The sequence below is a fragment of the Vibrio sp. 10N.286.48.C11 genome, from assembly GCF_041469805.1.
Taxonomy (GTDB): domain Bacteria; phylum Pseudomonadota; class Gammaproteobacteria; order Enterobacterales; family Vibrionaceae; genus Vibrio; species Vibrio crassostreae_C.
The window spans coordinates 19,064-40,349 of sequence record NZ_JBFRLK010000041.1 but is presented as its reverse complement, the minus strand read 5'-3'; the positions used below and the strand labels follow the sequence as shown (position 1 = coordinate 40,349).

The 21,286-nt window shown below is 44.3% G+C and carries 16 protein-coding genes and 1 pseudogene; 8 read left to right on the top strand and 9 right to left on the bottom strand.

The features are described 5' to 3' along the window. Window positions 1-51 precede the first annotated feature (51 nt). Window positions 52-438 (bottom strand): hypothetical protein, encoded by a 387-nt coding sequence (locus tag AB4209_RS12035; RefSeq protein ID WP_102333936.1) that lies wholly within the window; start codon window positions 436-438, stop codon window positions 52-54. Window positions 439-877: 439 nt separating this feature from the next. Here AB4209_RS12035 and AB4209_RS12030 point away from each other — a divergent pair, with 439 nt between their 5' ends. Next, a complete protein-coding gene (locus tag AB4209_RS12030) occupies window positions 878-1,861 on the top strand; it encodes a hypothetical protein (RefSeq protein WP_372055979.1) in 984 nt (327 codons plus the stop codon). Window positions 1,862-1,971: 110 nt separating this feature from the next. On the opposite strand, the gene AB4209_RS12025 is transcribed toward AB4209_RS12030, so the two are convergent. Continuing rightward, the gene (locus AB4209_RS12025; protein ID WP_372055977.1) at window positions 1,972-3,168 is read right to left on the bottom strand and encodes a benzoate/H(+) symporter BenE family transporter; all 1,197 of its coding nucleotides are present in this window, start codon (window positions 3,166-3,168) and stop codon (window positions 1,972-1,974) included. Between the two features lie 98 nt (window positions 3,169-3,266). Here AB4209_RS12025 and AB4209_RS12020 point away from each other — a divergent pair, with 98 nt between their 5' ends. Beyond that, window positions 3,267-3,833, top strand: a complete 567-nt coding sequence (locus AB4209_RS12020; RefSeq protein WP_050620555.1) for a helix-turn-helix domain-containing protein — start codon at window positions 3,267-3,269, stop codon at window positions 3,831-3,833. A gap of 96 nt (window positions 3,834-3,929) precedes the next feature. On the opposite strand, the gene AB4209_RS12015 is transcribed toward AB4209_RS12020, so the two are convergent. Then, window positions 3,930-4,979, bottom strand: coding sequence for a cysteine synthase A (locus tag AB4209_RS12015; protein WP_372055975.1), 1,050 nt, complete (start codon window positions 4,977-4,979; stop codon window positions 3,930-3,932). A gap of 217 nt (window positions 4,980-5,196) precedes the next feature. Here AB4209_RS12015 and AB4209_RS12010 point away from each other — a divergent pair, with 217 nt between their 5' ends. After that, on the top strand, window positions 5,197-5,364 hold the full coding sequence (locus AB4209_RS12010) for an acetyltransferase (RefSeq protein ID WP_372055973.1): 168 nt from the start codon (window positions 5,197-5,199) through the stop codon (window positions 5,362-5,364). A gap of 408 nt (window positions 5,365-5,772) precedes the next feature. On the opposite strand, the gene AB4209_RS12005 is transcribed toward AB4209_RS12010, so the two are convergent. From AB4209_RS12005 to AB4209_RS11990, 4 genes are all read right to left on the bottom strand, one after another. Beyond that, window positions 5,773-6,714: a zinc-binding dehydrogenase gene (locus tag AB4209_RS12005; RefSeq protein ID WP_372055971.1), complete on the bottom strand. Its 942-nt coding sequence runs from the start codon at window positions 6,712-6,714 to the stop codon at window positions 5,773-5,775. 66 nt (window positions 6,715-6,780) lie between these two features. Then, entirely contained in the window at window positions 6,781-7,869 is a 1,089-nt protein-coding gene (locus AB4209_RS12000) for an alkene reductase (protein WP_372055969.1), read from the bottom strand. Between the two features lie 10 nt (window positions 7,870-7,879). Further along, window positions 7,880-8,977 carry an alkene reductase gene (locus tag AB4209_RS11995; RefSeq protein WP_102321231.1) on the bottom strand — a complete coding sequence of 366 codons (1,098 nt, stop codon included), beginning with the start codon at window positions 8,975-8,977 and terminating at the stop codon, window positions 7,880-7,882. Window positions 8,978-9,092: 115 nt separating this feature from the next. Next, window positions 9,093-9,974, bottom strand: coding sequence for a LysR substrate-binding domain-containing protein (locus AB4209_RS11990; RefSeq protein ID WP_372055967.1), 882 nt, complete (start codon window positions 9,972-9,974; stop codon window positions 9,093-9,095). 192 nt (window positions 9,975-10,166) lie between these two features. On the opposite strand from AB4209_RS11990, the gene AB4209_RS11985 reads away from it, so the two are divergent. From AB4209_RS11985 to AB4209_RS11975, 3 genes and pseudogenes are all read left to right on the top strand, one after another. Continuing rightward, the gene (locus AB4209_RS11985; protein WP_017062689.1) at window positions 10,167-11,363 is read left to right on the top strand and encodes an MFS transporter; all 1,197 of its coding nucleotides are present in this window, start codon (window positions 10,167-10,169) and stop codon (window positions 11,361-11,363) included. An 83-nt stretch (window positions 11,364-11,446) separates the two neighbouring features. Beyond that, window positions 11,447-12,139 (top strand): SDR family oxidoreductase, encoded by a 693-nt coding sequence (locus tag AB4209_RS11980; protein ID WP_065576794.1) that lies wholly within the window; start codon window positions 11,447-11,449, stop codon window positions 12,137-12,139. Between the two features lie 323 nt (window positions 12,140-12,462). Next, a pseudogene (locus AB4209_RS11975) lies at window positions 12,463-13,493 on the top strand (IS110 family transposase). A 446-nt stretch (window positions 13,494-13,939) separates the two neighbouring features. Here AB4209_RS11975 and AB4209_RS11970 read toward each other — a convergent pair. Next, a complete protein-coding gene (locus AB4209_RS11970) occupies window positions 13,940-15,133 on the bottom strand; it encodes an acetate/propionate family kinase (RefSeq protein WP_372055964.1) in 1,194 nt (397 codons plus the stop codon). Between the two features lie 730 nt (window positions 15,134-15,863). After that, window positions 15,864-17,933 carry a DEAD/DEAH box helicase gene (locus AB4209_RS11965; protein WP_080582207.1) on the bottom strand — a complete coding sequence of 690 codons (2,070 nt, stop codon included), beginning with the start codon at window positions 17,931-17,933 and terminating at the stop codon, window positions 15,864-15,866. A gap of 309 nt (window positions 17,934-18,242) precedes the next feature. Here AB4209_RS11965 and rnb point away from each other — a divergent pair, with 309 nt between their 5' ends. Both rnb and AB4209_RS11955 read left to right on the top strand, forming a co-directional pair. Then, entirely contained in the window at window positions 18,243-20,249 is a 2,007-nt protein-coding gene (gene rnb / locus AB4209_RS11960; RefSeq protein WP_371722077.1) for an exoribonuclease II, read from the top strand. A 188-nt stretch (window positions 20,250-20,437) separates the two neighbouring features. Further along, on the top strand, window positions 20,438-21,268 hold the full coding sequence (locus AB4209_RS11955; protein ID WP_017064362.1) for an AraC family transcriptional regulator: 831 nt from the start codon (window positions 20,438-20,440) through the stop codon (window positions 21,266-21,268). Window positions 21,269-21,286 lie beyond the last annotated feature (18 nt).

Here is a 21,286-nt window from a genome sequence, read left to right as displayed (position 1 = left end):
CATGATGAACCTTAATAAGAGTACTTAGTTTAATACTCTTAATACAAGAGCTTAGTTTGACTCGTCTTCAACATCGCAGTCTGCACAGCACTGAAGAGCAATCTCATGTTCGAAGGTGATGGTGTCTTTACCTTCTTCTACTAGCTCTGCGATTTCGTCTACCACTTCTTTTTCATCATCCGCTTCGATTCCGCTTGCTAGCTCTTCTTCTGAATAACCGAAGAAGTTCAGTAGTAAATACTCACGCGCTTCATCTTTCGTACAAACCACGTCCGCTGAAAGATCAGGAGTAACCTCGCCTTGTGCAAGTGTCGCTGTCACTTGTGCGATAGCATCGTCTTTCATCGCAGGCGTTAACCAACCAAGATCAGTACTTACTGTCGTTTTTTTACAGTCGAAGCAAGGCAGTTGGTGAAAGTAGTATTGAAAGGTAGTCATAGGTAAATTCTTCTTTAAATGTTGTATAGCGAGATTATGCGCGTTTTGTAGCAAAATACTATCTCAATCACAACCTGAAACCGCTTCGTTCTAAGTATTTTTTCAAGCTCCGCGCAAGCTGATGTGATCATCCTATAAAAGCGCTGTTTTGCGCATGCTTACTCAGCTTTACGCTTGTTTACATTTGTACGGGTAATATATGCCTCATCAAATAATAAGCGTGGTACCTCACAATTGCTTTGGCTCTTGCTTAGTTTCGTCGTTCCAGCTATCAGCTATGAGTTCACGGCTTACTTAACTACTTAGCTACTTAGCTACTTAGCTACTTAGCTACTTAGCTCGGATTTGTTTGAAATAGCTTTGTTTTCAATTAACTTACTTGCACTTGGCTTATTTTGAACCACGCTTATTTAAATCACCCATTTAGGATACCCAATCAATGATCATCAAAAAATATCAAGCCCTTGCCCTTTCATCGGTTGCTTTGCTCGCTACAGGCTGCTCACCATCATCAGATACGCCTTCGGTCAGCAACATCAGTGATTACCAAGGCTCAGCGAGTATTACTCAGGGTGTGGCGACCACCGTTGAATCGAATCTCTTTGAGTGTGCAAACGGACGTAGCCGAGTGGCGGGCGTTGGGGAAATTACGGACTCAGAAGGAAAGGTTTGGACGGTTCCAGCCAAGAACAACTTTGCGACAGGGCCAAAAGCCTTTGATCTTTATGAAGAGTGCTCAAACACCACACCAAGCAGCCTAGCCGAAGTCGATCAAAGCTCTGTACCTGTAGCGATAGTGGATCAAGACGGTGAGGAAATAACAGGCTATATTTTTGCCGATAACTATTTCGAACTTTATATCAACGGCAAGTTAATCGCGGTAGACACCGTTCCTTTCACACCGTTTAACTCAAACATCGTCAAATTTAAGGTGAAGAAGCCTTACACGATTGCCGTGAAAGTGATTGATTGGGAAGAAAACCTAGGCCTTGGCAGCGAAGATAACCGCGGAAAGGCATACCACGCTGGCGATGGTGGCTTTATCGCGAGCTTTAGTGACGGAACCGTGACAGGACCAGAATGGCAAGCACAAACCTTTTATACCTCACCGATTTATGACCTGACTTGTTTGAGTGAAGTGGACGGGAAGCGTCTTTCTGAAAGCTGCACCACGGAAGGAACTGACCACGGTCAAGATGCCTACGCCGCTCATTGGGAAACACCAACCAACTGGATGAACCAAGAGTTCGATTCAACATCTTGGCCTCTAGCATCGGTATATTCAGAGGACGATATTGGCGTGAACAATAAAAAAGCGTACATGAACTTTATCGAAAAATTCAGTGGTGCAGGCGCAAGCTTTATCTGGTCGACAAATGTCGTTCTCGATAATGAAGTGCTACTGAGATACGAAGTTAGGTAACTTTATTCCTTTGTAAGTAAGCCCAGTCACGAGTATGACTGGGCTTACTACTCAAACAGCTTGCTGGTGTTTCTAATTCACAACGAACCCAATCATAATCTTGAGTCATTTCATTCCGACGAAGTTTGCGAAGTCTTGTTTGCTCCACGCGACTTAGCTTTGTAATTGTGTAACCAGCAACAAAACAACCCAATACACAGACCCCAAAATGCACTGCCGATCCCCAATAAATTGGTGCCAGAAGCAGTGAATAAGAAAGTAAGCAGTGCGGGTTCTCGGTAATGACTGTCTGCCATTGATACCGCAAGGCAATTCATCAAGGTCGGCATCACCGCTAAGCCAGCAACCGCAATGACAATCTCGGAGGGCACAGCGCTAAACAGCGACACAAATGACATCCCCATCACGCCAGCTAACAAGTAAAACCCGCCCATACAGATCCCCGCCATGTAACGTGTCTTTGGATTGCCATCCGCATTCGGGCCCATGCAAATAGCGCCCGTAATCGCAGCAAGGTTATACGCAAAGCCACCAAACGGCGCGAAGATCAAACCTGTCACCCCAGTGGTGGTAATGATCTTCGATGAATCGACCTGGTATCCGTTCGCTTTTAGAACCGCAAATCCCGGTAAGTTCTGTGAAGCCATCGTCACTATAAACAATGGGATACCTACACTGAACAACGAAAAGAACTCAAAATCGGGCGTGATGAACACTGGGGTCGTTAATCCCATAGTCACCTGACTAACATCGAGTTTGCCAAAACCCACACACATAACCAGTGCGATAATGAAAATGCTTGGGATCAGTAAATTTCCTAACCGCGCTTTCGCCAGAATAAATACAGCGAGCATGACCGCTACGACTTGTGCCTCTTCCATTAGCGACGTGAACAAACCCAAACCGAATTGCAATAGAATCCCCGCGAGCATCGCAGAGGCAATCGATGTTGGGATCTGTTTTAGGACTTTCTCAAATATCCCCGCTAATCCAACTAACGTGATCAACATCGAACTGAACAAAAACACGGCTACTGCCTGATTCATTGTCAGCCCTTCAAGAGATGTGATTAACAACGCCGCTCCAGGCGTCGACCACGCTGTAACCACAGGCTTCTTGTAATGAAACGAAAGCAGTATTGTGGTTACGCCCATGCCAATTCCCAACGCCCAAAACCATGACGCCACTTGTTCTTCAGTTGCTCCAGCACTCATTGCCGCTTGGAAAATAATCGCCGCGGCGCTCGCATAACCAATGAAAACAGCGATAAAGCCAGTACTGACGTGAGAAAATTTTAGCTTAGTCATGTTAATTTTTTCCTGCGTGCGTTATAACGTCCATAAACCAAACCTAGCATCGTGCGCTATAACGCACAACTTATTTGTAAAAAACTTGTAGAGAAAATATGCAAACAGAAATTAAAGTTGGCGTTAACTTGAAACGCCTTCGCCAAGAAAAAGGCTGGAGCTTAGACAAAACAGCGAAAGAAACTGGCGTGAGCAAAGCAATGCTAGGACAAATTGAACGTGGAGAATCCAGCCCGACAGTCGCTAAGCTCTGGCAGATAGCTTCTGGATTCGAGGTGTCACTTTCGAGCTTTATCGCGGCTAGCCCAAACAGTGAACTGACGAGTTTATTCAGAGATGCAAACGAACTAAGGCATGAAGAATACAACATTGGCTTTTTCGTCAGTTTGTTGTTTCCTTTTGAGGAAGCACTAGGATTTGAAATATTCGAACTCACCCTAGCACCCGATTACCAGCATGAATCCGCCCCACATAACGCAGGCGTCACTGAGCACATCTTATGCATTTCAGGAGAGATGGCCGTGATGTTTGATGATGAGTGGCATACGTTACGCGCAGGACAAGCCGTTCGCTTCAATGCCAACCAGACCCATGCCTACAAAAATATCGGTGAAGGAAACGCCGTATTTCATAATGTGATTCACTACCCTAATAACAAGCAATAGTGCCGGATTTGGTGCTAACGGATGTTTAGCTCTAACCGGATGTTCAGCGCTAACGAAAGAGCTGGCAGACCACTGGCTGTTACTAACTTAAAGCGACTATACGTTGACGACCATACTGCCATCTTCGGCTTGATAACGAGCCCATAGTTGAGAGAGGTTTTCTTTATTAAGCTGTATCTCTTTTTCTTTCAGAAACGTTTCGTTGTGCAGCTTCGAATACGAGCGCTCAGCAAGGTCACAGCTAAATGTAACGATGGTTTTCCCTTTCCCCATTCTAGCCGCAGCGTATAGCGCACCTGCTACGTTCAACGACGAACTGCTTCCTAGAAGAATACCGTCATGTTCCGCAACAAGGCGGGATATCGTCACCAAATCCTGATCGGGAAGCGTGATGGCACGATTGATTTTTGCCTGCCTGAAATTTTCAACCGTTCGCATGATCCCTATGCCTTCCGTGAACGAACTTCCCGTTGATTGATAGTGTCCATTACGTAGAAACGAATAAATGCCGGACCCATTTGGGTCAACTAACCAAGTTTCGAGATTGGGTTGCTGCTCAGATAGATAGTGTGAGTTTCCGGCAATGGTTCCACCCGTCCCCACCACTGAAACTAGAGCATCAATATTCCCCTGTGTTTGCTGCCAGATCTCAGGTCCAGTATTTAAATAGTGCGCTCGATAATTACTGAGATTTTCAAACTGATCTGCCCACCAATAACTCTCATTTTCGACACCAATCCGCTTAGCCGTGTGGTAAAAATGTTCAGGGTTTGCAAAAGGACAAGGGTCGACCAATAACAGTTCAGCATTATAAAGCGAGATCATGCGCTCTTTCTCTTGTGCCTGCCCTTTTGGCATCACCACTAACATTTTGTAACCAAGGGATTTAGCGACTAGAGCAAGGCCGATCCCCGTATTTCCTGCGGTACCTTCAACGATTGTCATTCCCGGCTTAAGCTTACCGGCTTCTACTGCATCCATAACCAACTGAAGGGCCGCTCTATCTTTAATCGAACCACCCGGGTTCTGGTGTTCGCACTTAATAAGAATCTCACAACCTGATATCTCTGAAAGACTGTTGATTCTAACAAGATCGGTATCGCCAATCAGTTCACTGAGATTGTTTGCAATATGGGCAGATGACATCGCGACTCCATTTATTTGTTGAGGATAAGTTTGTTCATCGATTGGGTTGTCGATGATCATAAGCGTAGCTCTGGGGTCTGCTTAGTCAAGAAGTGCCGGAATTGAAAAGACTCTCATTTTCCAAATAGCAATTATAATTAGGGGTGACCGATTAGATTGAGGGCAAAAAAATGTTTCTAAAAGAGAAAAAACCGGTGACCTCGTTGATGTAACTGAAATGACCAAATTAACCAACTTATTTCAAGACAGTATCGAAGGTCGGTTTCAAGCAGGCGAAGAACAGCAAGACCCTGAGATGTTTAAAAAGTCCGAACTGATGTTTATGTCAGGGGAAGAGTTACCTCGATGCTGGACAGATCCAAACTACCGCTCAGAGACTAAATAACCTTAGCGCTTCCAGAGCACCCGATGAGTCGCAATTTAAGCTCTGTTCTAAAACTGTTTCACGATCGCCTTGTAGGCTATCCCCCTGTTAAAACATTCAGACGCATCTTTACTAGACACAAAAAGCGAGCCACTTGGGCTCGCTTTTGATTGTCTTTTTCTTGCTTAGACTTCAGTTCAGATTACAGAAGTTCTACCGACTGTTGAGCAATCACGAATTCTTCGTTGGTTGGATTGCTATTAGTATCGCATCTGCTAGTAAGAGTGTGGTCAAAATTATTTAGACCACAATTTTAAACGACGTTGCAAAGATGAGTCTTACTCAATATCAGCAATTAGAACAACTATCCAAGCAAAGTGTAGGAAGTAAGCGCTATGTGACTCCCAGCAAAAGGATAAATTGCGCAGTCTAACTCAATGTAATCACGGTTTTTCGTTTTGTGGTTTCACTGTGTTTCAACGCATCAAGCATCTGCTCGAATTTAAAAGTGACAGGAATACTAACTTCAACACTCCCATTTTCAATACGCTTAAGCAGCGCTTCACCATTTTGCATTAATGTATGCCAATCATCTTTATCACCAAAATTATGTAACGCTCCAAGGGCTATTTCGTGGTAAGAAATAGTGCGCGTAAATGGAGGGTCAATGGGTTTAGCAATACGATCTTGAATGCAGACAATATGTCCATTCGCTCTTAACAGCGGCACTAAATGGGCGGCATTTTCCCCACTCACCGCATCAAAAATGGCGAAGTATTTCATGTCGATTTGAGATTGCTCCCGATAAACTTGGCGAATACCTAAGCTTTTGGCTCGCTCTTCGCTCAGACTCGCGGAGACAACATCAACGATATAACCCGCTCTGACAAGGATCTGGGATAACAAATTATTCACCGCGCCAAAACCAACGACAAGCACTTCTCTTTGTTGGGTTAATGGAATTTTTTCAAATGCTTGCCACGCAGTTAGCATCGGACAAGGCAGTGCCGCGGCAAGTTCAAAAGATAGGCTCTCAGGTAGTGTCATCACTCGCTCAACGTTCAAAACAGTATATTTAGCGAAGCTACCATGGCGATTTAGTGAACCATGATATGCCACTCGACGGCCAATTAGACTGGGATCAACTTTAGAACCTACTTGTACGACGACGCCTGCACCATCAACACCTGGAACATGGCCATTCGGCCAATTTAAAGGATTGGCTTTAATAAATTTCCAATCCACAGGGTTAATACCAATCGCTTTGTTTTGTACTAAGATTTCGCTGTCATCTAAAGCTGCTCTTTCAGCCTTACCTAAAACAAGACTGTGTTTCTCAGTTTGATATTGCCAAATTCGATAGGGTTCCATATCACTTCCACTCGCTTAATGAAAAGGTAAGGCACCAAAGAGTTATCGTCCTTGGTACCTGGTGTATTAGGCTTGATAAGTTGGATAATCGACGTAGCCTTCGGCTCCGCCCCCATACAAGGTCAACCTAGCATCGGCATCAAACTCGGCCAATGGTAAATCATGAGCAAATCGGGCGACTAAATCAGGGTTCGTTACAAAAGGAGTACCAAAGGCAACGAAATCAGCATACTGCTTATCTAGCAACTGTTGGGCAGATTGCTTGGTCAACTTTCCTGCAACCATGATTGGATTAGAGTATATTCGGCGTACTTGCTGGCGAAACTCTTCAGGCACCTCTACATAGCGTGATATGTTTTCTGAAAAATGCACATACGCAAGGTTCATCAGTTGTAGTTTTTCCAGCAATGCTAACGTTAGCGGAACAATTTCAACATCATCCCCAGCAAAACCCTCTCCGATATGAGGAGACAGACGAACCGCAACTCTTTCCCCACCAATTTCGTCGGTAAGTGCTTGCAACGTATCAACCAAAAAGCGCATGCGATTCTCTTGGCTGCCACCATATTGATCACTTCTTTGGTTGCTTTCTAAGCGTAAAAAGGTATCAAACAAGTAACCATGCGCAGCATGAATTTCCACGCCATCAAAACCAGCTTCAATGGCGTTTTTGCCCGCTTGTACAAAATCCGCAATCGTGCTCTTAATGTCTTGCAGCGTCATCTCCCGTGGCGTTTCAGTTTCAATCATCCCAAAGCCACCTTCAGCTAGTGGGCCAAATACTTGATCTGGGATTTTAATCGCTGATGGGGCTAACGGCTTAGTACCTGAAATATCAGAATGACTGCGTCGCCCCACATGCCAAAGTTGAGTAAATATTTTCCCGCCATCTTGATGCACAGCTTGGGTGGTTTGTTTCCAGCCTTCGATGTGCTCTGGGGTATAAATGCCCGGAGTCATCGAATAACCTCGTGCAGCCGCTGAGATCGGGGTGCCCTCTGATACAATGAGTCCAGCACTGGCACGCTGACGGTAGTAGGTTGCCATCATCTCGTTTGGTACATCACCAGGTTGAGACGTGCGTGAACGAGTCATCGGCGCCATCGCGATACGGTTTCTAGTCTCAAGTCCGTGACCTTTAAATACCTTAAACATACTTACCCCCTTAAGCTTTATACGTTGGATAATCAATCAGACCTTTCTCACCACCACCAAACAAGGTGTTTGGATCATGCTCTGCCAATGGGTAGCCGTGAAGTAGACGTTCAGGAAGATCGGGATTCGCCACAAAAGGTCGACCAAAGCCGATCATATCAGCCAGTCCGTCATCAATAGCTTGCTTTGCTTTTTCCGCATTATAACGACCTGCGTAGATCAGCACGCCTTGAAAAGCATTGCGCATTGCACGTTTGAATGAGACGGGTGTATCTGGTGCATCATCCCAATCGACTTCAGCAATATGTAGGTACACGATATGATGTTTATTGAGTAACGCTGCGGCAGCGGTATAAGTCTCAATAGGGTTAGCATCAACAGTACCATTTAAGGTTGTTAAAGGTGCCAAGCGCACACCAACGCGGTTAGCGCCAATTGCGTCCACCATTGCTGCAACGACTTCATCAAGAAAACGAAGACGATTTTCCAGGCTACCGCCGTATTCATCACTGCGGTTGTTAGCTTCGGAGTCAATGAATTGGTTGATCAAATAACCATTCGCCGCATGCAGTTCAATGCCATCAAAACCTGCTTCAATCGCATTCAATGCCGCTTGACGATAATCTGCAATGACTTGTTGAATATCTGCTTTTGTCATTGCTCTAGGCTGCACGACATCAACAAAACCTGGTTCATCACTGCCATTATCAACGAATACTTTTACGTTTTCCGCTTTTAACGCTGATGAAGAAATCGGTTGCTCACCACCGATGTTATCTGTGTGAGTGACTCTGCCCACATGCCAGAGCTGAGCGAAAATTGCGCCATTTTCTGCATGCACTGCTTGAGTTACTTTACGCCAGCCTGCGATCTGCTCAGGTGTGTAAATACCTGGGGTCCATGCATAGCCTTTTGCCGTCGCTGAAATTTGCGTACCTTCAGACACAATCAATCCTGCACTGGCACGCTGAGCGTAATAGGTTGCCATCATGTCATTTGCGACATCACCAGGCTGACTGGCTCTTGAACGCGTCATCGGTGGCATGACAATGCGGTTTTTGAGTGTTAGTCCACCCAATGTGAATGGTTTAAATAGTGATAGTGACATAGTTGAGCCCTCTTCATTTGATAAGGGCATACTAGCAAATGAGTCACCAATCATTTATAGCAATAAAGGCAAATAATATTTGTATAAATTGCAACAATCAGCTTGTTTAAGCGGGTTACAGGGTTAGCTTTGGCTTAATAAAATCAATAAAAGCGGAGATCCGCTTGGCCACAGAAGAAGTCTTATAATACACAGCGTTGACTTGTTCTCTTCGTGGATGACTGATTTTTTCGCTCTCCAACAGCGAGATTAAACGTCCTTCGGCAATATCTTTATTCACCATAAACCCTGATAGACATGCAATGCCATTTCCTGCCAACACAATTTGTCGAATGGTTTCGCCATTACTTGATGACATCAAAGCGTCTAGTTGGGTAAACCCTTTTAAAGGCCAGTCATTCAAAATTTTGGGGGCGACAAATCCAATGAGATTATGCTGAGCAAGATCGCTGCTTTTAGTGGGGAGCCCGCGTTTTGAGATATATTCTGGTGAAGCCACAATATACAAGGGGCTTCGACCCAGCGACCGAGCATGTAGCGTAGAATCGCTCAACGTACCAATCCGAATTGCTAAATCGGTTTTCTTTTCTAGTAAATCCACAATGCCTTCATTGGAGGTTATTTCTAGCTCAATATCGGGATAGGCTTGATTAAATGACTGCACCAATGGCACCAGTTGATGAAACACAAACGGACTAGCCGCGTCGACACGTAAACGGCCTTTGGGCAATTCCCCACGGGAAATAATATCTTCTTCCGCCTGCTGTAATTGCATTAATCCCACCCGCACAGAGTCAATGAACTGGCGTCCTTCATCGGTTAATTCAATACGTCTAGTGGTTCGGTTTAGAATAGTGACCCCAAGTTGACCCTCCACTTTACTGACCGCTCTGGATACTCGCGCGACTTGGATATCTAGGCTCTCTGCTGCCGCTGAAAAACCTCCGGTATCGACTACAGCTAGTAAAATGGCTAAATCATCAGATTTTGTTCGCATGCTATTTCCCTCAACTTTATCCAATCGCTCATCAGCTTTATTGCATTTATAACAAATATCATTTGTAAAAACCTCTGTTTTTCACAAAACATCTTTAATGCAAAATGCCCCCCATCAATTAACAACGCGACGGCATAGCGACCAATACATCGGCTATTGCTGGTCATTTTCAAACAACAGAGAGTAAATATTATGCCTTTAGCACTTCTTGCATTGACGCTCAGCGCCTTTGCTATAGGAACAACGGAGTTTGTGATCGTGGGGCTACTCCCGACCATGGCTTCCGACCTAAATATATCACTGCCTTCAGCAGGCTTGCTGGTTAGCCTTTATGCACTTGGTGTTGCCATTGGCGCCCCGGTTTTAACGGCTTTAACAGGAAAGTGGAATCGTAAACACGTATTGATTACCGTCATGTCACTGTTTGTTGTCGGTAACTTAGTTGCATGGCAAGCACCTGGATATAACACCCTGATTATCGCTCGTATTTTGACAGGTTTAGCCCATGGTGTATTTTTCTCCATTGGTTCAACCATTGCTACCGGTCTGGTACCAAAAGAAAAAGCCGCCAGCGCCATTGCGATTATGTTCACTGGTTTAACCGTAGCGTTAGTCACAGGCGTGCCGCTTGGGACATACATAGGTCAAACCTTTGGCTGGCAATCAACCTTCTTAGTTGTTGCGCTATTAGGTTTAATCGCATTAATTGGTAGTGCTTTCTTAGTACCAAATAACTTAAAACAACCTGCTGCAGCTAAGCTTTCATCGCAGCTTAAGGTATTAACTCAACCTAGATTATTACTGGTTTATGCGATTACTGCACTGGGTTATGGCGGCACTTTTACAGCATTCACTTTCCTTGCTCCTATTTTGCAGCAAGAAACTGGCTTTAGTGCGAATGCAATTAGTTTAATTATGTTGGTTTATGGAGTCTCAGTTGCGATTGGTAATATTTGGGGCGGAAAAATGGCCGATAAAATGGGCCCAATAAAAGCCCTTAGCATTATTTTTACTGGTCTTGCAGCTGTGCTTATCGTGTTCAATTTTACCGCCGTTAACCCTATTGCCGCGGTAGCCACGATTTTAGTTTGGGGGGCATTTGCATTCGGTAATGTTCCTGGCCTGCAAGTGTATGTGGTCAAACTGGCTGAAAAATTCACCCCCGATGCGGTCGATGTCGCCTCTGGTTTGAATATTGCGGCGTTTAACGTGGGCATTGCCCTTGGTTCTTGGGGCGGCGGTATGATTGTGTCAGAAATGGGCTTAATGCATACGCCTTGGATTGGTGCAGTGATCGTGCTCGTTGCGCTCATTCTTACTCGAATCAGTGGACACCTAGATAAACGAGCAGAAAGTCAGTGGGAACAAGCAAACGTACTTGTGAAGTAAGCATCACGACAATGGTTACAAGTTGGTCAGTGCACTGCATTGGCCAACTCATTCTTACTTAGAATCAACTTAGGTACCTCACAATGAAAACGGTTTTTATCACTGGCGCCAATCGAGGCTTAGGACTCGAACTTGTTAAACAATACGCTCTGCGTGGATGGCGTGTGATTGCATGCTGTCGTGACATTAACACAGCTCAGGCGTTGTCTCTTTTGGCACAAACTTATCCAACGATTGGTATTCATACGTTAGACGTGAGTAATGAATCCCATATTCTCGCTTTGACAGAAAAATTTGCAGATACCGCCATTGATGTACTTATTCATAACGCAGGAGTGAGCGGAGATGAATGTGAAAGCCTAGGCAACATGGGGCAAAAAGAGTGGATAAATGTATTAAAGGTCAACACCATTGCGCCCATGTTAATCACGCAAGCTTTACTTAATAATATTCTTGTTGGCGAAGATAGAACCATCATCGGGATGACCTCGATACTCGCTAGCATCGATGACAACCGCTCTGGTGGTCGATACAGTTATCGCGCATCAAAAGCCGCTCTCAACCAAATAATTAAATCTCTGGCCTGTGAACTGTCCGATGAGGGCGTGAAGACTATGGCAATTCATCCTGGTTGGGTACAAACCGATATGGGCGGAAAGGAAGGCAAGGTAACAGTAAAAGAGAGTGTTACAGGCATGCTTAATGTTATCGACAATTTAAAACTTAAGCATTCAGGTTCATTTTTTGTCTACGATGGCACTCAATTGCCATGGTAAGCCTAGTAGTTACGTCTCATACAAACTCTAAGGGTAGGATATGCTTTTAACCTTTATAGTTTTAATCCTTTCTATTGTCGCTTTGCTCGGGTGGTATTTACACAAAGTCTCCCGTGACATTTCCCAAATTGACTGGGATTGGGATGACGATGAGATCCTATAAATTGATATTGCCTGCATCTATGGCTGGTCACATTACATATCCTAAGGAACGACTGCGATCTTACTCTGGAATGAGTAAATACTTTAACGTGATGTATGGAATCCACTCTCTCCTTAGCAATCTAGACTTAGGAGTGTGAGAAAAAACCGAGGGTTCCAATATGTTGACTAAAAATGTTATCGCTATCGACTTAGCAAAAAATGTTCTTCAAGCCTGCCATATCAGCATTCATGGTGAGCTAATGTCCAATAAACCTCTGAGTCGCCAGAAGATGAAAGAGTTCTTGGCAAAGGCTAAGCCTTCGATTGTCGCCATGGAAGGTTGTTGCGGTTGCCATTACTGGGGGCAATTAGCAGAAAAACTTGGGCATGAAGTCCGAATCATTAACCCTAAGAAGGTGAAAGGATACCTAGAAGGTCATAAAACGGATCATAATGATGCTCTCGCCATCGCTAACGCCGCTATACAAATTGGTATCAAGTACAGTCGTCCAAAGTCATTGGAACAACAAGCTATGCATTCTTTAGAAACTAGCCGTAGATTCTTATCTCGTAGTGTTGTTTCCCTAGCTCTTCACATTAGAGGGACAATTTTGGGCTACGGGATAGCAACCCTAGAGGTGAAAAAGGCTTAAAAGCGTCGGTTCAAACCGTGCTTGATGGCGATACACCAATACCCTCCAATGTCGTATCCGTTCTGTCGATGCTTTGGGAGCAATATAAAGAACTTAAAGCAAAACTCATCGCATTCGAAAAAGAGAAAAATGCTTTAACCCGTCAGATAGAGCCGTGCCAACGATTAATGGGCATTGAAGGGGTTGGTGAAACAACTGCTGCGATGCTCTATACAACTCTTGGTGATGGAAAGCAGTTCAAGAATGGAAGACAAGCTTCAGCATTTGTTGGTCTTACACCTAAACAGCACAGTTCAGGAGGCAAAGTTTTTATGATTGGGATCGATAAATGCGGTGGTGTGAAGGAGCTACGCTCGCTTCTTTATCTTGGCGCAATGTCATACGTTGGGCGACTACCCGAAAAACCGAAGACTCAGAAGGACGCTTGGTTGAGGAGCATCATAGATCGTATCGGCTTCAAGAAGGCCTGCATTGCACTGGCTAACAAAGTGGTACGTACTGCGTGGGCAATGCTTCGGTATGAGACTGAATATAAACCAGTATTACTCACTCATTAATCACTACCAAATTTTTAAATTTTACAAAATGATGATGCATAAAAGGTAAGACCAACCTACTGAGAACCTGGCCATTCTATCATGCTGTAAAAAGCTGCTAGCGCGATAAGGACAGTAGGTGCGCAAAACATCAAAGGCTAGAGGGTAGCTCCTTCAATAAGAAGCCGAATATACGACCGCATCTTAACTTTTATTGCCAAAATCACTTTGTAAATACGTGGATTCCATATATGAAATGGGGCAAGCAATGATCGCGCTTAGAAAAGTCTGGGCATAAACAAGCCAACACTAACCTTACTAGTTTGGAGCTAAAAAGTGAATTGCAGCAGTCAATGTAGGGAGCGATGAGTGCTCGGCATTCGCGTGCTTTGCGATGGTCTATCCAACATATAAGATCAAAAAAGCGAGCACTAAGCTCGCTTTTAACTATCTGTTTTTAAAGTAAATTACAGTAGTTCTACCGACTGTTGAGCAATCACGAATTCTTCATTGGTTGGGATAACCATTGCTAATGCGTTTAGCATTTCAGACTTACCGATGATGCCTTCAGCACCAAAGCGAGCAGATTCGTTACCTGCTACATCTTCAACGAAACCTAGAATCTTAAGGTTGTTTAGGATTTCACGACGAATTGGTAGAGAGTTCTCACCGATACCACCAGTGAAGATGATGCCGTCTAAAGAATCTAGCGTTGCAAGGTAAGAAGCAATGTATTTTGATACGCGGTAAGTAAACACCTCAAACGCAAGCTTAGCGCCTTCATGGCCCTCTTCCATTGCTTCTAAGATGCCACGAGCATCGCTCGTAAGACCAGACACGCCAAGGAAGCCAGACTCCTTGTTTAGAGAGTTAAATACTTGCTCTTGTGACCAGCCTTTCTTAAGTAGGTATTCGATGATGCCTGGGTCTAGGTCACCACAACGTGTGCCCATCATTAGGCCAGAAAGTGGTGTGAAGCCCATTGAAGTATCAACACTGTTACCGTCTTTGATTGCACATACAGATGCGCCATTACCTAGGTGAACAGAGATAAAGCTAGATTTTTCGATAGGCTTGTTAACCATCTTCGCAGCTTCACGGCTAACGAAGTAGTGGCTCGTACCGTGGAAACCGTAACGACGTACGCCGAAGTCTGTGTATAGCTCTTTTGCGATTGCACCAGTGAATGCACGTTGTGGCATTGTTTGGTGGAAAGCCGTATCAAATACAGCAAATTGAGGTAGAGAAGGGAAAGCTTCAATCGCAGCACGAATGCCGACAGCACCTGCAGGGTTATGAAGTGGAGCTAGGTCAGATAGGCTTTCAATTTCGTTCGTTACTTCTTCAGTAATACGAACGGTTTGAGTGAACTTCTCACCACCGTGAACGATACGGTGACCGATAGCCACGATATCAGCAGTGAAGCCTAGATCTTCCATCAGGCCAACCAATTTGCCAATGGCAATTTTGTGGTGGTTATCTTCGCCTTGAATGGCAATTTCAGTTTTCTCGCCTTGATATTTCCAGCTCATACGAGCATCTTCAAGACCAAAACACTCCCCTAGGCCACTTAATACTGCTTCACCAGAAACAGAATCGATTACAGCAAATTTTAGGGATGAACTACCCGAGTTAATAACCAGAACAAACGAATTAGACATTGGATATGGATCCTGTTTCAGTACGAATTGGATGAAGTGTTTACTTCAATTTTAGTTAAGTCCATTATTCAATAATTTTTGAATCTTTCAACTTTTGTTTTGAAAAAATCACTAAATGAACACAATTAAGTTGATCTTGGTCATTAAATTATTTATTTCGAGAGCGAAATTAAAAAATAGTTGAATAAGAAAATTAATGAACAGGTGACGCAAACGAGTGCTCACGTTATTTTCAACTTGATTCAGTTAATTAAAGCGACTCGAACAAATGCAGGTGGTCCGCTTAAAAAACAACCACCCTTCCCTTTCGTCTGCTTATCATTACCGATAACTTTTTGCTCGATTTCTCAATTGCTCAGTGTTTGCATCAAAAAGCTCACTGAAGTTGAGAATAGTGATCTGATCTTATTTTGATTGCCTTCGAGCACAACTCTACGAATAGATGCACTGTAACGACGCTTAGATAGCCTTCACTCTTTGTTTTAGAATGTTTTGGTATAGGCTTAGAACGCGATACAGCTAAGTTTTGGCACTAACATTCGTTCTAGGCGCGATGCTTAGTTTCATGGACGAAGCATAGTTACAGGAACGAAGCTTGATTAAAGTAAGTTAGCTACGAATATCGAGCCAACCAAAGCTTAAGTTCAAATAGCAGGCACAAAAAAGCCGAGCATTACGCTCGGCTTTTAAATTCAGTGTCTAGACCTAAAGCGTCTAAGCGACAGGTTGATTAACCTTCGTTGCGCTCTGGACGACGACCACGGTTACCACCGCCATTGCCGTTACCATGGCCACGTTCGCCACGGAAGTTACCACGGTGATCGCCACCACGGTTACGGTCGAAACGACGTTCGCCATCACGTCCGCCAGCAGAGTTACCATCGCGAGCACCATCACGGTTGCCACGGTATCCACCACGACCGCCTTCACGGTTACCACCTTCGCGGTTGCCGCCTTCACGGTTACCACGGTAGCCGCCACCATCACGACCGCCACGGTTGCCACCACGGTTGCCATCACGACCGCCGCCGCCACGACGAGGCTCACGGAAGTCATTGAAATCAACAACTACAGCGCCAGCTTCTTTTTGACGAATGCGAAGTTTGCTTAGCTTACCAGCAGTTTCAGAGTTCATTGCTTTTGGCAGTTGAACGTAAGTAGAACCTTGGTCTAGCTTGATAGCACCGATAGAACCTTTAGTTAGGCCAAGTTCGTTTGCTAGTGCGCCAACGATGTCTTTAACCTGAACGCCTTGCTCACGGCCAACTTGTAGTTGGTAAGTATCCCAATCTTGAGTATTGAAGTTGCGACCACCACCGTCACGGCCGTTGTCACGATCTTCACGACGCTCTTTGCGACGGTTCTTATCACGCTCAATAGCAGCGATCATTGGGTCTTCGCCAACGTAGAATAGTGGGCTCTTACCTTGCTGACGCTTAAGAAGCATTGCAGCTAAAGTAGCAGCATCAACTTCTAGAGACTCTTGAAGAGTAGAGATAAGACCTGCAAAGTTTTCTAGTGCTTTGCTTTCTTTCTCAGTTTCAAGTTCAGCGCCAAGCTTAGCAACACGTGCAGCAGCAACTTGGTCACGTAGAGGAAGTTGAATTTCTTCCATTTGAGACTTAGTTACGCGCTCGATTGTGCGAAGCATGCGAATTTGGTTAGTGCGAACTAGTAGGATCGCTTTACCTTTACGTCCAGCACGGCCAGTACGACCAATACGGTGGATGTAAGATTCAACATCGAATGGGATGTCGTAGTTGAATACGTGAGTGATACGTGGAACATCAAGACCACGAGCTACAACGTCAGTTGCAACTAGGATGTCGATAACACCTTGTTTGATGTGATCAACAGTACGCTCACGTAGAGACTGAGGAATATCACCGTGCAGTGCAGCAGCTTTGAAGCCACGTGCAGATAGCCAATCAGCTAGACGCTCAGTGTCTTGACGAGTACGTACGAATACGATTGACGCGTCAGTTTCTTCAGTTTCTAGAAGACGAGACATTGCTTCGTCTTTTTCTACGCCTTTAACAACCCAGAAGTTCTGCGCTACTTTATCAACTGTGTGGTTAGTACCAGCAACGTCAACTTTAGCCGGGTTACGTAGGTAACGGTCAACAATAGTCTTAACCATTGGAGGCATAGTTGCAGAGAAAAGTACACGTTGTGCAGATTCTGGAGCTTGCTCTAGGATCCAAGTAACGTCATCTACGAAGCCCATTTTCAGCATTTCATCTGCTTCATCAAGAACAAATGTGTGTGCTTCATCTAGGTGTAGACGGTCACGAGTTAGTAAGTCTTTAACACGACCTGGAGTACCAACAACAATGTGAGCACCGCGGCTTAGAGCACGCATTTGGTCAACAATTGAAGCACCACCGTAGATTTCAATAACTTTAAGACCTTTGATATCACGGCCAAGGTTTTTGATTTCCGCAGCAACTTGAATCGCTAGCTCACGAGTAGGAGCCATGATGATTGCTTGTGGTTTGTGTTGGTTCAGGTTGATTTTGTTAAGTAAAGGCAGAGAGAATGCTGCTGTTTTACCAGTACCAGTCTGTGCTTTACCTAGTGCGTCACGGCCTTCAAGAAGAAGAGGAATAGCTGCTGCTTGGATTGGAGTCGGAGAAACGAAACCCATGCTATCAAGAGCTGAAAGAATGTTATCGTTTAGGGCTAATTCATTAAATTGAATTACAGATTCGGACATTGGGATCCCACTATATATAAGTAAACAAAAGGTCCCGGGAGCTCTATCAATTCCAATACTGATCCAATCAGATACTGATTCCATTCAGAGTTACGAAGCAGTAATAAAACACTTCAAGCCATTAGGGACGTCTAAGGGAGGCGGATTATTCCCTAAATGCATAAAAAAATCCAGAAAAAATTGAAATACATCACATATTTTTCGCTTTTACATCAATACTGGTTATCATATCGTCAAAACTTGATGAATATCTCGTCACAGCACCCATCTCCTAGCAAATTGACCTAGTTAAATAAGAGGGCAATTAATTAACGCTCACTTCGCCTTTAAGTAGTAATCAAGCCTCGCAATGATTATAGTGTGCTCAATTGTCCTCGATAGATAAAAGTCAAAATGTTTCAAGATAATCCTCTACTCGCTCAGCTCAAGCAGCAAATCCAAGAAACCCTCCCTAAAAAGGAAGGTACCATCAAAGCCACTGAAAAAGGTTTTGGTTTTCTCGAAGTTGATAGCAAAACAAGCTTCTTTATCCCGCCTCCGTACATGAAGAAATGTGTGCACGGTGACAAGGTGATTGCCATCATTCGCACAGAGAAAGAGCGCGAAGTAGCAGAGCCTGAGGAATTGGTTGAACAAGGTCTTACTCGCTTTATTGCACGAGTTAAGCTTTTCAAAGGCCGATTGAACGTTGTTCCTGATCACCCGCAGCTCAAAAAACTGCAACTTAAAGCGAAAGCAATGAAGGGTCTAAACCCTGAAACGCTTAAAGAAGGTGACTGGGTTGTTGCTCATATCGTTCAACACCCATTAAAAGGTGACAATGGTTTCTTGGCTCAGATCTCTGAGAAAATCACAGACGCTGACGACAAGATTGCACCTTGGTGGGTAACGCTGGCACAAAACGATCTACCAAACAGCGAGCCTGAAGGCATCGACAACTGGCTAATCAACGATGACGCCGATCTTGAACGTGTAGACATGACGCACGTCCCTTTTGTGACTATCGATGGCGAAAGCACAAAAGATATGGATGACGCGCTTTACGCGAAGAAGAAAGAGAACGGTGATTTTGAACTGACTATCGCAATTGCTGATCCAACGGCTTACATCTCTCCAGATGATGCGATGGATAAAGTGGCACGCGAGCGCGGTTTCACTATCTACCTTCCTGGTCGCAACATCCCAATGTTGCCTCGTGATCTTGCTGACAACCTATGTTCACTGATCGAGAACGAAGTTCGTCCTGCACTTTGCTGCACAGTAACGGTATCTAAAGGTGGCGTTATCGGTGATGACATTAACTTCTTCGCTGCAAACATCAAATCTCATGCTCGTCTTGCTTACGACAACGTATCAGACTGGCTAGAAACAGGTGCATCAGAGAAATGGCAACCATCAGAAGAGATTGCTGCAATTGTTTCTGATCTTCACCAATTTGCTCAAGCACGTTCAGCATGGCGCTCAGCAAACGCTGTTGTGTTCCCAGATCGCCCTGACTACCGCTTTGAACTGAGCGAAGATAACGATGTTGTCGCTATCCACGCTGACATGCGTCGTAGCGCAAACAAGCTGGTTGAAGAATCAATGATCAGCGCGAACATCTGTGCGGGCCGAGTACTAAAAGAGAGCTTCAACCAAGGTGTGTTTAACTGCCATTCTGGTTTCAAGGCTGAGAAAATCTCCGACGTTCTTGAACTGGTAAACCCGCAAGCGGAAACGCCGTTCACTGAAGAGCAAATCATTTCTCTAGAAGGTTTTGCTACTCTACGTCGTTGGTTAGGTTCTTTAGATAACAGCTACTACGACAACCGTATTCGTAAATTCCAAGCGTATAGCGAGATCAGCAATGAGCCTGCACCGCACTACGCGATGGGATTAGATATTTACGCAACTTGGACTTCTCCAATTCGTAAATATGGCGACATGATTAACCACCGTATGCTTAAAGCACACATCTTAGGTAAAGCGCCAATTCAAACACCAGATGAAACTATCGGTGATGAACTTGCCCTGCACCGCCGTCACCACGGCATGGCTGAGCGTAATGTTGGCGATTGGTTGTATGCTCGCACTCTAGCCAATGCTCCAGCAGAAGAAACTCGTTTCCAAGCTGAGATTTTCGATATTAACCGTGCAGGTATGCGTGTACGTTTACTTGAAAATGGTGCTGCTGCATTTATCCCTGGATCTCTCATTCTTAATAATAAAGAAAGAATAGAGTGCAACGGTGATATGGGTACTGTATCTATCGATAAAGAAATGGTATACAAACTGGGAGACGTTTTAGAAGTAGTTCTCTCTGAAGTTAATCAGGAAAACCGTAACTTAGTAGCAAAACCTACTCAAGTATTTGCGGACTTGCCTAGCGAGCCTGAAACGACAAACGAAACCGAAGCTTAAAGGCTTTAACAGCTACAGCTTTCAAGGTTACGGCTTTCAAGGTCAAAGCTATCAAGGTCAAAAGCTTCAAAGGTTCACTTCTAAAGGCGCTAATTATTAGCGCCTTTTTTGTAAATGTCTCATGCTTAAACAATACTTAAAAAAAACAATCAATAAGCAATCAATTTACAACGTCAAAGAAGCTCACTATGTCATCAATCACAGTTACTCAGTTCAGAAACTTCATTCCCAGGAGACGAGAACGTTATCCTGCTTCTAAAAACGGTATCTTTATAGTGTCGAAAGGCAGCATTTCTTTTGTGTTGCCCAATGGTACTCAAGCCTCGTTGCAAGCGGGAGATTTCACCCTTTACAATTCTGGTCAGATTAAAGACATCACGGTTAACACTGAAAATGGCGAATTCAGCGCAACCTGCTTAGATTTTGATTTGGCTATCTTTCAAAAGTTCATTAATCAGTTCAGCGATTTAGAGTCCGCTCGAATCCCAGACAAGTACATTAAGTTCAATCAAACGGATACTGAGCTCTGTCAGTTGAAAGATCTCATCATGTCACTGGCCAACTCTTCTTCTCAGAATGACTACGCACTCACTCAATTAGGCTTAAGTTTGCTGTCTTTGATGGTGGAACAGTACCCAGCTCTATTGGCTATTATTGCTCGAGCTTCAAGGTTAACCGTGACCCAAAGAGTCATTCATTACATCGAGCAAAACATTGAAAACAATATCTCTTTGGATACGCTCGCCAGTTACATGGGAATGTCACCGGCTACACTTAAACGTCGCTTATCGGCTGAAGATCTGTCGTTCTCAAACTTATTAAAGATAAAACGTATTGCTCATGCAGCCACTCAGCTAAGAACATCGGATAAGTCGATCACTCAAATCGCGTATGAGTCAGGCTTTAAAAGTGCCGCTCACTTCAGCACGGCCTTTAAAACGTATCACGGAAAAACACCAAAAGACTTCCGATCGCTAGTGGCACAAGCACAACTGCAGAGCGTAAAGCCGCAAGTTTAAAGAAACAAAGCGATAGAT